This window comes from Cedecea sp. NFIX57, assembly GCF_900177785.1.
GTDB lineage: Bacteria > Pseudomonadota > Gammaproteobacteria > Enterobacterales > Enterobacteriaceae > Cedecea > Cedecea neteri_C.
Genome location: NZ_FXAS01000020.1, coordinates 80346 through 93515, shown reverse-complemented (window position 1 = coordinate 93515; position 13170 = coordinate 80346). Strand labels below are relative to the sequence as shown.

Annotated in this window: 16 protein-coding genes; 8 read left to right on the top strand and 8 right to left on the bottom strand. The window is 53.1% G+C overall.

What is annotated here, in order from left to right; translation table 11 throughout:
* Positions 1 to 113: 113 nt before the first annotated feature.
* On the bottom strand, positions 114 to 680 hold the full coding sequence (gmhB, locus tag B9Y90_RS17455; protein WP_085542008.1) for a D-glycero-beta-D-manno-heptose 1,7-bisphosphate 7-phosphatase: 567 nt from the start codon (positions 678 to 680) through the stop codon (positions 114 to 116).
* 188 nt (positions 681 to 868) lie between these two features.
* On the opposite strand from gmhB, the gene metN reads away from it, so the two are divergent.
* From metN to proS, 6 genes are all read left to right on the top strand, one after another.
* Entirely contained in the window at positions 869 to 1900 is a 1032-nt protein-coding gene (metN, locus tag B9Y90_RS17450; RefSeq protein ID WP_085542007.1) for a methionine ABC transporter ATP-binding protein MetN, read from the top strand.
* A complete protein-coding gene (locus B9Y90_RS17445) occupies positions 1893 to 2546 on the top strand; it encodes a methionine ABC transporter permease MetI (RefSeq protein ID WP_039290457.1) in 654 nt (217 codons plus the stop codon). Before metN ends, B9Y90_RS17445 begins: the two co-directional genes overlap by 8 nt.
* A 30-nt stretch (positions 2547 to 2576) precedes the next feature.
* Positions 2577 to 3392 carry a MetQ/NlpA family lipoprotein gene (locus B9Y90_RS17440; RefSeq protein WP_008456978.1) on the top strand — a complete coding sequence of 272 codons (816 nt, stop codon included), beginning with the start codon at positions 2577 to 2579 and terminating at the stop codon, positions 3390 to 3392.
* A gap of 113 nt (positions 3393 to 3505) precedes the next feature.
* Positions 3506 to 3910 carry an Rcs stress response system protein RcsF gene (gene rcsF / locus B9Y90_RS17435; protein WP_008456976.1) on the top strand — a complete coding sequence of 135 codons (405 nt, stop codon included), beginning with the start codon at positions 3506 to 3508 and terminating at the stop codon, positions 3908 to 3910.
* Positions 3907 to 4614, top strand: coding sequence for a tRNA (N6-threonylcarbamoyladenosine(37)-N6)-methyltransferase TrmO (tsaA, locus tag B9Y90_RS17430; RefSeq protein WP_085542006.1), 708 nt, complete (start codon positions 3907 to 3909; stop codon positions 4612 to 4614). The genes rcsF and tsaA overlap by 4 nt, the downstream gene beginning before the upstream one ends.
* A gap of 110 nt (positions 4615 to 4724) precedes the next feature.
* Positions 4725 to 6443 (top strand): proline--tRNA ligase, encoded by a 1719-nt coding sequence (gene proS / locus B9Y90_RS17425; protein ID WP_085542011.1) that lies wholly within the window; start codon positions 4725 to 4727, stop codon positions 6441 to 6443.
* 50 nt (positions 6444 to 6493) lie between these two features.
* On the opposite strand, the gene nlpE is transcribed toward proS, so the two are convergent.
* Genes nlpE through B9Y90_RS17410 form a run of 3 tightly spaced genes read right to left on the bottom strand, consistent with a single transcriptional unit; the run spans position 6494 to position 8181 of the window.
* Positions 6494 to 7183 carry an envelope stress response activation lipoprotein NlpE gene (gene nlpE, locus B9Y90_RS17420; protein WP_039300564.1) on the bottom strand — a complete coding sequence of 230 codons (690 nt, stop codon included), beginning with the start codon at positions 7181 to 7183 and terminating at the stop codon, positions 6494 to 6496.
* Positions 7184 to 7219: 36 nt separating this feature from the next.
* Positions 7220 to 7642, bottom strand: coding sequence for an alternative ribosome rescue aminoacyl-tRNA hydrolase ArfB (arfB, locus tag B9Y90_RS17415; protein WP_008456967.1), 423 nt, complete (start codon positions 7640 to 7642; stop codon positions 7220 to 7222).
* A complete protein-coding gene (locus B9Y90_RS17410) occupies positions 7639 to 8181 on the bottom strand; it encodes a YaeQ family protein (RefSeq protein WP_008456965.1) in 543 nt (180 codons plus the stop codon). The genes arfB and B9Y90_RS17410 overlap by 4 nt, the downstream gene beginning before the upstream one ends.
* Before the next feature lie 198 nt (positions 8182 to 8379).
* Here B9Y90_RS17410 and B9Y90_RS17405 point away from each other — a divergent pair, with 198 nt between their 5' ends.
* Together B9Y90_RS17405 and rof are read left to right on the top strand one after the other, a co-directional pair.
* Positions 8380 to 8580, top strand: coding sequence for a YaeP family protein (locus tag B9Y90_RS17405; RefSeq protein ID WP_008456963.1), 201 nt, complete (start codon positions 8380 to 8382; stop codon positions 8578 to 8580).
* Positions 8567 to 8827, top strand: a complete 261-nt coding sequence (gene rof / locus B9Y90_RS17400) for a Rho-binding antiterminator (RefSeq protein WP_008456962.1) — start codon at positions 8567 to 8569, stop codon at positions 8825 to 8827. The genes B9Y90_RS17405 and rof overlap by 14 nt, the downstream gene beginning before the upstream one ends.
* Before the next feature lie 55 nt (positions 8828 to 8882).
* On the opposite strand, the gene B9Y90_RS17395 is transcribed toward rof, so the two are convergent.
* The 4 genes from B9Y90_RS17395 to B9Y90_RS17380 form a co-directional block, all read right to left on the bottom strand.
* Entirely contained in the window at positions 8883 to 9194 is a 312-nt protein-coding gene (locus B9Y90_RS17395; RefSeq protein WP_039290447.1) for a c-type cytochrome, read from the bottom strand.
* The gene (gene tilS / locus B9Y90_RS17390) at positions 9191 to 10498 is read right to left on the bottom strand and encodes a tRNA lysidine(34) synthetase TilS (protein ID WP_085542005.1); all 1308 of its coding nucleotides are present in this window, start codon (positions 10496 to 10498) and stop codon (positions 9191 to 9193) included. The genes B9Y90_RS17395 and tilS overlap by 4 nt, the downstream gene beginning before the upstream one ends.
* 62 nt (positions 10499 to 10560) lie before the next feature.
* Positions 10561 to 10950, bottom strand: a complete 390-nt coding sequence (locus B9Y90_RS17385) for a VOC family protein (protein ID WP_039290444.1) — start codon at positions 10948 to 10950, stop codon at positions 10561 to 10563.
* A gap of 57 nt (positions 10951 to 11007) precedes the next feature.
* Positions 11008 to 13149 carry a lysine decarboxylase LdcC gene (locus B9Y90_RS17380; protein ID WP_085542004.1) on the bottom strand — a complete coding sequence of 714 codons (2142 nt, stop codon included), beginning with the start codon at positions 13147 to 13149 and terminating at the stop codon, positions 11008 to 11010.
* Positions 13150 to 13170 lie beyond the last annotated feature (21 nt).

Genomic DNA, 13170 nt, shown 5'->3' with positions numbered 1-13170 from the left:
GCTTTCGAAGCCGCTTCGCCGTGTCAGTGGAGGCGCATTATAGGGAGTTCTCAGAGCCTGACAACCCCTAATTTGAAAAAACTTTCTGACCGCATGTTTTTTAATCGAAACGCTTATTTTTGGCGCTGTTTGATGGCTTTTGGCAGGTCAGCAAGGCTGTTTACGACCAAATCTGCGGCCGCCTCACCTTCTTCTGTGACAGGTTTACCCGTACGAACCAACACTTTAGTTCCTACCATTGCGGCAGCACCGGCCTGCATATCTTCAATTTTATCGCCGACCATATAAGAAGAAGCCATATCAATGTGCAGGAAGTCGCGGGCAGAAATCAGCATTCCAGGCTGCGGCTTGCGGCAGTCACAGGCCTGACGAAACTCTTCCACACTCCCTTCCGGGTGATGAGGACAATAATAGATGCCGTCGAGATCGACACCTCGGTCGGCCAGCGACCAGTCCATCCATTCGGTCAAGTTTTCAAAGTCAGCCTCGGTGAACATCCCGCGCGCAATGCCGGACTGGTTAGTCACCAGCACCAGAGCAAAGCCCATCTCTTTTAATTCGCGCATTGCTTCTATAACACCATCAATAAATTCGAATCGGTCAACTTCATATACATAGCCATGATCGACATTAATGGTGCCATCGCGGTCGAGAAAAATAGCGGGTACGGACTGTGCCACTTGAGAACTCCTGAAACGGGTTAATTGCGCTTAGTATCGCATGATTTAGTAATAAGGAGAGAACAGTCCTTCACTCGCTGATTGATTTAGACGTCTGGATGCCTTAACATCCATATCGATTACGGTAACTTTGGTTACTGGTAGCAGAAAATTCCACGGCTAATACCTATACGATAATAAATAACTCAATGATTAAACTTTCAAATATCACCAAGGTGTTCCAGCAGGGCAACCGCAGCATACAGGCATTGAATAATGTCAGTCTGCACGTGCCTGCCGGGCAAATTTATGGCGTGATTGGCGCGTCCGGCGCGGGTAAAAGTACCCTGATCCGCTGTGTAAACCTGCTGGAGCGCCCGACTCAGGGTTCGGTTCTGGTTGGCGGCCAGGATCTGACAACGCTTTCTGAAACCCAGCTAACCAAAGCTCGTCGCCAGATTGGCATGATCTTCCAGCACTTTAACCTGCTTTCTTCGCGTACTGTTTTCGGCAACGTAGCTCTACCGCTTGAGCTGGATAACACGCCAAAAGAAGAGATTAAGCGTCGCGTTACCGAGCTGCTGGACTTGGTGGGTTTAGGTGAAAAACACGATGCCTGGCCTGCAAACCTTTCCGGCGGTCAGAAGCAGCGCGTAGCGATTGCCCGAGCACTTGCCAGTAACCCAAAGGTCCTGCTGTGCGACGAAGCCACCAGCGCGCTGGATCCAGCCACGACCCGTTCCATTTTGGAATTACTGAAAGACATTAACCGCCGCCTGGGCCTGACTATTTTGCTCATCACTCACGAGATGGATGTGGTCAAACGCATTTGTGACTGCGTGGCCGTGATCAGCAACGGCGAGCTTATTGAGCAGGATACTGTGAGCGAAGTGTTCTCCCATCCGAAAACGCCTCTGGCGCAGCAATTTATTCAGTCCACGCTGCACCTTGATGTGCCGGAAGATTACGCGCAGCGTTTGAGCGCAGAGCGTAAAGAAAATGCGGTACCTTTATTACGCCTGGAGTTCACTGGTCAGTCGGTGGATGCCCCCCTTCTCTCAGAAACAGCACGTACTTTCAACGTGAACAGCAACATTATTAGCGCGCAGATGGATTATGCCGGTGGCGTGAAGTTCGGCATCATGCTGTGCGAAATGCACGGCGAGCCAAAAGATACGCAAGCGGCTATTGCCTGGCTGCAGGAGCAACACGTGAAAGTAGAGGTGCTGGGTTATGTCTGAAGCAATGATTTGGTTACTGGTACGCGGCGTGTATGAAACGCTGGCCATGACCTTTGTTTCCGGTTTCTTCGGATTTGTGATTGGCCTGCCGGTGGGCGTGCTGCTATACATCACTCGCCCCGGGCAAATTAGCGCCAACGCGAAGCTCTATCGCAGCATTTCTGCCCTGGTAAACATTTTCCGCTCCATTCCATTCATTATCTTGCTGGTATGGATGATTCCGTTTACTCGCGCGATTGTGGGAACCTCCATCGGCCTGCAGGCTGCGATCGTTCCGCTGACCGTGGGCGCCGCGCCGTTTATTGCGCGTATGGTTGAAAATGCCCTGCTGGAAATTCCAACCGGCCTGATTGAAGCTTCACGCGCGATGGGCGCCACGCCGCTGCAAATCATTCGCAAAGTACTGCTTCCAGAAGCGCTTCCAGGCCTGGTCAATGCCGCGACGATTACCCTTATCACTTTAGTGGGCTATTCTGCTATGGGCGGTGCCGTCGGTGCCGGTGGTCTGGGGCAGATTGGGTATCAGTACGGGTATATCGGTTACAACGCTACCGTCATGAATACCGTGTTGGTGCTGCTGGTCGTGCTGGTTTACTTAATTCAATTCTCTGGCGATCGCATCGTCCGGGCTGTTACACACAAATAAACACAACTGCATTCATACAAGGAAAAGGACATGGCTTTTAACTTTAAAACGTTCGCCGCGGTCGGCGCTCTGATTGGCTCTCTGGCCCTGGTGGGTTGCGGTCAGGAAGAAAAAGATCCAAACCACATTAAAGTCGGTGTGATTGCCGGGGCTGAGCAGCAGGTTGCGGAAGTGGCTCAGAAAGTGGCCAAAGAGAAATATGGCCTGGATGTTGAGCTGGTGACCTTTACCGACTATGTTCTGCCAAACGAAGCGCTCAGCAAAGGCGATATCGACGTTAACGCCTTCCAGCACAAACCTTACCTGGATCAGCAGATCAAAGATCGTGGGTATAAGCTGGTTTCCGTAGGCAATACTTTTGTTTATCCGATTGCCGGCTACTCTAAAAAAATCAAATCACTGGCTGAACTGCAGCCGGGTTCTCAGGTAGCACTGCCAAACGACCCAACTAACCTCGGCCGCTCTCTGCTGCTGCTGCAGAAAGAAGGGCTGATCAAACTGAAAGACGGCGTTGGCCTGCTGCCAACCGTGCTGGATGTCACCGAGAACCCGAAAAACCTGAAGCTGGTTGAGCTGGAAGCACCACAGCTGCCACGTTCTCTTGACGATGCGCAGATTGCTTTGGCTATCATCAACACCACTTACGCCAGCCAGATTGGCCTGACACCAGCGAAAGACGGTATCTTCGTTGAAGACAAAAACTCTCCTTACGTGAACCTGATCGTTTCTCGCGAAGACAACAAAGATGCAGAGAACGTGAAGAAGTTCGTTCAGGCATACCAGTCTGACGAAGTGAACGAAGCGGCTAACAAAGTCTTTAACGGCGGCGCGGTTAAAGGCTGGTAAGTTTCCATTCTTCAGTTTTACGTAAATAATTAAAGGCGGGCGCAAGCCCGCCTTGTTATTTTGGTTCGAGCTTGCTTCAATGTTCCCCGTTTTACATTCATTGAGGAAATATTATGCGTGCTTTACCGATCTGTTTATTAGCCTTCGCGCTGAGCGGCTGTTCAATGCTAAGCAGATCCCCAGTAGAACCCGTCCAAAGCACGGCTGCTGCGCCGAAGACAGAAACAGAGAAACCGAAAGCGCCTCGTCCTGTTCCGGTCAGAATCTACACCAACGCAGAAGACTTAGTGGGTAAACCGTTCCGAGATTTAGGCGAAGTCAGCGGCGAGTCTTGCCAGGCAAGCAATCAGGATTCTCCTCCGAATATCCCGACAGCGCGTAAACGCATGCAGATTAATGCCTCCAAAATGAAAGCTAATGCGGTGCTGCAGCACAGCTGCGACATCACGACCGGTACGCCAGGGTGCTACCGTCAGGCTGTTTGCGTTGGATCCGCACTGCAAGTTTCGGCGCAATGACCCCATTTCAATTTGCACAAATAGGCGTTATTCGCTCCCCTTATAAAGAAAAGTTCGCCGTCCCACGCCAGCCCGGTCTGGTCAAAGACGGCGGCGGTGAACTGCATCTGCTTGCACCTTACAATCAGGCCGATGCCGTTCGTGGGCTGGAAGAGTTTAGCCATCTGTGGCTACTGTTTGTGTTCCATCAAACGATGGAAGGCGGCTGGCGCCCAACCGTGCGTCCTCCCCGCCTTGGCGGAAACGCGCGAATGGGCGTGTTTGCTACACGCTCTACGTTTCGCCCTAATCCTGTCGGCATGTCGCTGGTTGAGCTTAAAGGTATTCGTTGCCAGAAAGACGAAGTGATCTTGCAGCTCGGTAGTCTGGATTTGGTGGATGGTACGCCCATTGTGGATATCAAACCGTACCTGCCATTTGCAGAAGCCGTGCCGGGCGCTCGTGCTGGCTACGCACAGCAGGCTCCGCAGGCAGACATGCATGTGACTTTTACACCAGAAGTGCAGCACCAGTTAAGCGGACTCGAAAAACGCTATCCGCATCTTGTCCGTTTTATCAGCCAGGTGCTTGCCCAGGATCCTCGTCCTGCCTATCGCAAAGGAGAGGATGTCGGGAAAACTTATGCCGTTCTGCTGCTGGACTTTAACGTTCGCTGGCGTGTCACAGAACAAGGTTTTGAAGTGTTCGCCCTCGAAACGAGTTAATTTAGCCCTCTCTCTTTTGACATCTCTGCCACACTGGTAAACTAAACCACTTTTTTTGAAGCAGGCCGCCGGTGGCCTGCGCTCTGCCGTTCAAATGGAACCGTAACAACATGCGTACTAGCCAATATCTGCTCTCCACTCTGAAGGAGACACCTGCCGACGCTGAAGTAGTCAGCCACCAACTGATGCTGCGCGCCGGGATGATCCGCAAGCTGGCCTCCGGTTTATACACCTGGCTGCCGACCGGTTTGCGCGTCCTGAAGAAAGTCGAAAACATCGTGCGTGAAGAAATGAACAATGCCGGTGCTATCGAAATGTGCATGCCGGTGGTTCAGCCCGCAGACCTGTGGCAGGAGAGTGGACGTTGGGAGCAATACGGCCCGGAGCTGCTGCGTTTTGTTGATCGCGGTGAACGTCCTTTCGTCCTGGGTCCAACCCACGAAGAAGTGATCACCGACCTGATTCGCAACGAGCTTAGCTCCTACAAGCAGCTGCCGCTGAATCTGTTCCAGATCCAGACCAAATTCCGTGACGAAGTTCGCCCACGCTTTGGCGTGATGCGTTCCCGCGAATTCCTGATGAAAGACTCCTACTCGTTCCATACGTCTCAGGAATCTCTGCAGGAAACCTATGACAAAATGTATGAGGCCTACAGCAAGATCTTCTCACGCATGGGTCTGGATTTCCGCGCCGTTCAGGCAGATACCGGTTCTATTGGCGGCAGCGCCTCCCATGAGTTCCAGGTGCTGGCCCAAAGCGGTGAAGATGATGTGATCTTCTCTGACAGCTCAGACTATGCGGCAAACATCGAATTCGCTGAAGCATTAGCACCAGCAGCAGGCCGCGCAGCGCCAACCGCTGAAATGAGCCAGATCGACACCCCGAACGCAAAAACCATCGCCGAGCTGGTTGAGCAGTTCAACCTGCCAATCGAGAAAACGGTTAAGACTCTGCTGGTGAAAGCCACTGAAGGCAGCGCTTATCCACTGGTTGCTTTGCTGGTTCGTGGCGATCACGAGCTGAACGAAGTGAAAGCTGAGAAGCTGCCGCAGGTAGCAAGCCCGCTGACGTTCGCCACCGAACAAGAAATTCGCGACATCGTGAAAGCTGGTCCTGGCTCCCTGGGCCCAATCAACCTGCCTGTTCCGGTTGTGATTGACCGCAGCGTTGCCGCGATGAGCGATTTCGCCGCTGGCGCAAACATCGACGGGAAGCACTTCATCGGTATTAACTGGGAACGCGATGTTGCGCTGCCGGAAGTGGCAGATATCCGTAACGTTGTTGCCGGCGATCCAAGCCCGGATGGCAAAGGCACCTTGATGATCAAGCGCGGCATCGAAGTGGGTCACATCTTCCAGTTGGGTACCAAGTACTCTGAAGCGCTGAAAGCCGCCGTTCAGGGGGAAGATGGCCGTAACCAGACCCTGACCATGGGTTGCTACGGTATCGGTGTTACCCGCGTGGTCGCGGCTGCGATTGAACAGAACTTTGACGATCGCGGTATTCTGTGGCCGGATGCTATCGCCCCGTTCCACGTTGCGATTTTGCCAATGAACATGCACAAGTCATTCCGCGTGCAGCAGCTGGCTGAAGAGCTGTATACCACGCTGCGTGCGCAGGGTATCGACGTGTTGCTGGATGACCGTAAAGAGCGTCCAGGCGTGATGTTTGCCGACATGGAACTGATTGGTATTCCTCACACTATCGTTATCGGCGACCGCAATCTCGACAACGAAGAGATCGAATACAAACATCGCCGTGCCGGTGAGAAGCAGATGATCAAAACCACCGAGATCGTTGATTTCCTGGTGAAGCAGATCAAAGGCTAATTCGCCACTGAGCATAAAAAAAAGCCCTGCATTTGCAGGGCTTTTTCATTTTAGTCGTTACACTCTTTGCCGGGCTTAAACTTCGCGCCTTTATCGGCGACCAGCGCTTTTTGCAGCTCTCCGCTGTCTGGAGAAGCCTGCAACGTAAAGTGCCCTTCGACCACCAGCAGGATTGGCGCGCTGTTCTTGCCGCGCGCTGCCGCATAGGCTCTTTCCAGCTCGGCGTTATCCGCAACGGTAAAGGTTTTACCGGTCGCACAGTCCTGGAATGTTGCCGCGTCAGCCATGTATTTATACTTGCCTTTCATCGGCATTGGCGTTGATGGTAGCTTCGCATCCACCGCTTTTAGCGTGTAGTTGAACTGCGAATCAATCGGATTACCTTCACGATCCAGCATCACCAGGCTGTCACCCTTAGGGTGGAAATATTGCTTTTCGCCTTCGCTGTCGGTTAAGACCAGCTTATCGGCAGTGCGCGCCCATTTACCGTAACTGGCAAATGAGGCTCCTTTACCCTGGTAAGTTTGATTCATCACCCAGGTGCCGTCCTTTTCCAGGAACAGCGAGGTTTCAATCCCTTCACAATCCGCACACGGCACTACGCCGCGATAGCTCTGCTGCATAGGTTTCAGCTCTGCCGCCTGAGCCGGGATCAAAGTTTGCGTTTCCGTACGATTATTACAGCCAAATAGCGTGAACAGGCTGAGCGCTGCCAGCGCAGCCAGAAGACTCTTCTTCATGCTTTATTCCTTATGCCGTTGTCCTAACGTTCGCCGCTACTCCGGATGGCGACGAACTTTGCCGCGTAGTGCTTTGGTTGTCGATTTCTGCGCCTTCGAGGCCAGACGCCGTTCTTTGGAAGCCCGCGTCGGCTTTGTGGCACGACGGCTCTTCTGCACTACGGTGAGTTCTTGTATCAGTGAAACCAGGCGAGCCACCGCCGCTTCGCGGTTCATCTCCTGGCTTCGGTATTCCTGGGCTTTAATCACCACCACGCCCTCAGGCGTGATCAAATGGTGGCTTACTGCCAGCAGACGTATCTTATACGACTCTGGCAGGCTAGAGGCAGGGATATCAAAGCGCAAATGAATCGCCGTTGAGGTTTTATTCACATGCTGCCCGCCAGCCCCCTGAGCGCGAATTGCGGTAATCGTAACTTCATTGTCCGGGATAACGACCGTTCGCGACACGGAAATCATTGTTGCAGCCAGGCCGTAAAGTGAATTTCCAGATTATTCTCGCTGTCGGACAGCCAAATTGCGCCATCCTGAATCGTCGCCTGTAGGTTCATTGTGCGTGTGCCAAACTCACTTAGCTTCGCCAACTGTGCGTCATCCAGATACCAGATGGACAGGTTTTTAAACTGGCTCAGCCGGGTCTGGTTTTGCTGCCACCAAATTTCCGCCGCCCGACTATTATAGGTAAACAATGCCACCTCAGCCGACTGGCTGCAGGCTTTTTTCACCCGACGTTCTTCCGGTAACCCTAGTTCTACCCACAAATCAATGCCAAGGTGATCGTTTTTACGCCAAATTTCCGGCTCGTCTTCTGCGCTGAGACCACGGGTAAATTCCAGACGCTCATCCGCATATTTAATCCATGCCAGCAGGCGCAGCATCATGCGTTCCTGCGTTTCCGAAGGATGACGCGCCAGCGTCAGGCTGCTGTCCAGAAACCGATTACGATCGAGATCGGCCACATTCACCGTCGCCTTATAAATTGTCGCTTTTAACGCCATCACACTTCTCCATACACAATTGCGCGCTATTGTAGCGAAATAACACTCTTTCGGCTCTGAGTATGACGGGTATATTTGCGTGGCTGATATCGGTTACATTGCTGTGGTATAGTCACCTTGCTAAACAGAGTTTATCTTCGTAGGCTTAGACTTGACCCCACGAGTAGGTCTGAAGTCGGGACTCTGAGAGGAGGGTATGTGGAAAAGTATTGTGAATTAGTTCGGCAACGCTACGCGGAAATTGCCAGCGGTGATTTAGGCTATATTCCTGATGCCTTAGGATGCGTATTGAAGGCTCTGAACGAAGTTGCCTCCAGCGAGGCCGTCTCGGAGTCGGTCAGGGAACAGGCGGCTTATGCTGCCGCGAACTTACTGGTGAGCGATTATGTCAATGAATGATGCGTATCAACCCATCAACTGTGATGATTATGACAATCTCGAGCTCGCCTGCCAGCATCATTTGTTACTGACGCTGGAGTTAAAAGACGGGGAGGTTTTGAAAGCCAAAGCGAGCGATCTGGTTTCTCGTAAAAACGTCGAATACCTGGTTGTCGATAACGCCGGCGCTACGCGTGAGTTACGCCTCGATAAAATTAACAGCTTTAGCCACCCCGAAATCGGCACTATCGTGGTGAGCGTCGAATAAATCTGGTCACCCCATCTCAAACAAAACGGGCAGCTATCGAGGCTGCCCGTTTTGTTTACGGCTTCATTGAGGCGTAGTAGGCCGCTAAGTTAGAGATATCCTCGTCTGAAAGACCGCTGACGTAAGCCTTCATGATTTCTGCCTGCCCACCGCTGCGCTCCCCTTTTTTATAAGCCTGAAGCGAGTGTTCGAGATAAGCTTCGCTCTGCCCACCGATGTTCGGGTACAGCGGCGCAGAAGCCTTTCCACTCATGCCATGGCAGGCAACGCAGGTCATGGCCTTTGCCTCTCCGGCCTGAGCATCGCCTTTCGCCAGAGCGGGTAAACTGCAGGCCATCAGCCCAAGCAGCAGTACGACTTTTTTCATTGCTCAACTCCCTTTTGCCAGTCTATATGCCAGCATGAATGTTCCGTAGCCTGCCCTTCACGAGTGACAAAAATGCCTGGGGCAGCGATAAGTTGCTCGCCATAAAACAGCAGCGGCGTGGCGTCACGTTCCCATGGCGGAATGCGCAATTCCTGCCAGATTTTTTTCAGCGTTCGCCCTTTATCACGGCCGACGATATGCAGCAAACCAGAAGCTTTAAAACGCAGGCTAACAATTTCGTCCTCTGCTGGCGCGCGCACAGCCATTCCATTCTCGCTGAGTGAAATCATTCCCAGACCAGGGAGATTCAGGGGACGATAAGGTGCAGGCCATAGATAACTTTTTTCACGATCGATGTTCAGCAACGGAACCCAATACAGCTCCCCCTGAAAACGCCTGACTGCATGTTCGCCGAGGCGAAAGCGAGGATTCGCGTCTTCCCGGCTTAAGGCAACTTCCTGCCATAAACGGTGAAGAGAAGCCCGAGACGGCATCGCAGCGCGATGGTACGCCAGCCAGCGGCGCACGAGAGCAAATCGTCTGGCTTCGCTCATCGTCAGCATCGGCTCAATGCGCAGCGCGCCCTGGGGCGACATCAAGTTATCCAACTGTTCGGCAAGCAGCTCATCAAGGAGTTGCTCCTGCTCGCCGCATAACTCCGCGCTACGGGCTACGCTGCGGGAAAAGTGGGGCCATCTCTGCTGCAGCAGAGGAACGATTCTCAAGCGTAAAAAATTCCGGTCATACTTATCGTCCTGATTACTTTCGTCTTCAATCCAGCTTAGCCGGTGAACGCCAGCCCACTCCTCAAGCTGAGCACGTGAGGTTGTCAGCAGCGGACGCAGCAATGAAGTGTCGCCGAAGGGCAAAATCGCAGGCATCGATGCCAGCCCTGCCGGGCCGCTGCCGCGTTTAAGCGCCAACAGGAAAGTCTCGCACTGGTCGTCCAAATGCTGTGCCGTGAGCAACACTTCACCTGCCAGAACCGAGCCTGAAAGTGCCTGATAGCGAGCCGCTCTTGCCTCCCCTTCAATCCCCTGACCGCCGGAAGGAAGCCGGACATAAGCCACTTCGAAAGGCACGTTCCATTTCTCACAAAGTGCCCGGCAATGCGCCACCCAACTGTCGGCTTTAGGGCTGAGGCCATGGTGGATATGCATCGCCCTGATATGCAGGTCAGGTTGCAGGGTATCTCGCAGGGTAACGACTTGATGTAGCAGAACCGTCGAATCCAACCCACCGCTAAACGCCACCAACAGTTGGCGGTGAGAATGCAGAAAAGACTGAAGTTCGAGGCTAGTCATATGTTTGTCGTTATGAAGGTTTTGCCCGGCAAATTACCGGGCATTCGCGGTGCTGGCAAGGCTTACTGCTGATAAAGCTCCAGCGGCAGGCCGTCGGGATCGCTGAAGAAGGTAAAACGTTTATTGGTATAGGGATCGACGCGAATGGGTTCGCATTTCACGCCGTGGCTTTCCAGATGCGTAATCGCCTGGTCGATGTTTTCCACGCTGAATGCCAGGTGACGAAGTCCGCAGGCCTCCGGGCGGCTTGGGCGTACGGGCGGAAACGGGAAGGAGAACAACTCAATAACGTACTGGCCATTCAGCGCCAGATCGCCTTTCCAGGAGTCCCGCTCTTTGCGGTAAACTTCCGCTTCCAGCGTAAACTCCAGCACATCGCAATAGAATTGCTTACTGCGTTCGTAGTCCGACGCGATAATCGCGACGTGATGAATTTGCTTTAAACCCAGCATAAAATCTCCTTAGTCAATTCAGGCAAGGTAATCATCACTTCCCTGCAAAGCAAGCACTCAAGCCTCTTTTAAGACTCGTACTCTGTAGACGCCGTCCTCACCGAGTTTTGCTCCGTGAATATCCGTTTCAAAGCCCGGATAATGCTCCCCAACAGAACACAGCATCAGCAGGAAGTCGAGCACCGCCCGGCTCTCTTTGGTAATGACTTCTCCCGGCATCACCACCGGCACGCCTGGCGGATAAGGCAGGATCATATTGGCCGACACTCTGCCCAACAGTTCCTCTATCTCTACCGTTTCAACATTGCCTTTCACCTGCTGCTGATAAGCCTCGTGCGGCGTCATACGCATTTCAGGCAGGACATCAAAAGCGCGCAGCATCAGATCGGGCAGGTTATGTTGCTTGATCAGCTTGTGGATCCCCTGCGCCAGCGTCTGAATGCGCATGTTGCGATAGAAGTCTGGATCTTCCGCATACAGATCCGGCAGCATATTCTTCACTCGCAGATTAAGATCGTAGGAGCGTTTAAACTCCGTCAGCCCGCGCAACAGACTCAGCGCTTTTGTCTTATCGATCCCAATACTGAACAGGAACAGCAGGTTGTACGGGCCGGTCTTCTCAACAACAACGCCTCGCTCGTCGAGAAACTTGGCTACGAGCGCCGCCGGGATCCCCTCTTCTGCCATCTCGCCCAGCTCACTCATGCCCGGCGTCAGAATAGTCACTTTGATCGGATCGAGATACATGTGATCCGCATCGGCATCCCTGAAACCATGCCAGTCTTCCTGTCCGGGGGAAATGGGCCAGCACTCCGCCTCATCAACATGATCGGGCTGCCAGATATCGAAGAACCAGTCTTCTGATTCTTCGCGCAGGCGCTGCACTTCACGACGGAAATGCAGCGCCCGCTCAACGGAACGGTTAATCAGTCGCTTCCCTGTGTTACCACGCAGCATCGCCGCGGCTGTTTCAATCGAGGCCACCAGCGGATAGCTCGGGGAAGTGGTGGTATGCATCATGTAGGCTTCGTTAAAGGTTTCTTCATCGTAATCACCTTTAATGTGAATCAGCGAAGCCTGAGAGAACGCCGCCAGCAGCTTATGGGTCGACTGGGTTTCATAGATAATTTTCCCCGGCACCCGGTCACCACTCATGCCGCTTTTTCCCTGATAAATCGGGTGGAAGTTGGTATAGGGCACCCAGGCGGAGTCAAAGTGAATCGACGGCACATCCAGCGTTTTTTTGATGAAATCGGTGTTATACAGCAGCCCGTCGTAGGTCGAGTTGGTGATAACCGCGTGTACTGGCCACTGCGCATTCGGGGTTTCAGCGACCTTTTTCTCGATATTTTCACGAGTGAATTCACGCTGCGGAATACCGCCCAGGATCCCCAGCGCGTTACGCGTAGGCTTCAGCCAGATCGGCACCAGATTGGTCATCATCAACAGATGGGTCAGCGATTTATGGCAGTTACGATCGACCAGAATCGTGCTGCCTGATGGCGCGGCATACATCCCAACTATCTTGTTGGATGTCGAAGTACCGTTGGTCACCATATAGCTTTGCTCGGCACCGAAGGTGCGGGCAATGTATTCCTCCGCCTCCAGATGAGGGCCGGTATGGTCTAGCAGCGAGCCCAGCTCCGTGACCGAAATCGACACATCCGCCTTCAGCGTGTTACCGCCGAAGAAGTCGTAAAACAGGCAGCCGACCGGGCTTTTCTGGTAGGCGGTACCGGCCATGTGCCCCGGCGTGCAAAAGGTGTACTTCCCTTCTTTTACATAGGTGAATAGTGCTTTGGTCAGCGGCGGCGTAATCGTATCCAGATACTCGTCGGTGTACTGGCGAATACGCAGGGCGATGTCGTCGGCCGCGCTCAGCGCATACTCGAAGAACCACAGCGCCATGCGCATTTCATTCACGCTAACGTTCAAAGAGGAGTGGGTGTTGATAAACGCATACAGCGGCAGGTTTTCGTTGAGCAGATTAATTTCGCTGCACAGGTCGAGACTGTATTCGTCCCAGTCAAAGATCACGCCGCAGATACGCGGGTTGTGCTCAATCAGCTTAAGCAGGTCAGTGCTGTTGGTTGGGTAGATGAGCTGAAAACCCTGCAGCTCAAGCGCGCGGTGCAGTTCCTTGATGGGCTCGTCTTTGTAGAAAACGCCGTGCGGCCCCATAATCGCAATGGTATTCAATGTTCACCTCCTGGAAATCAT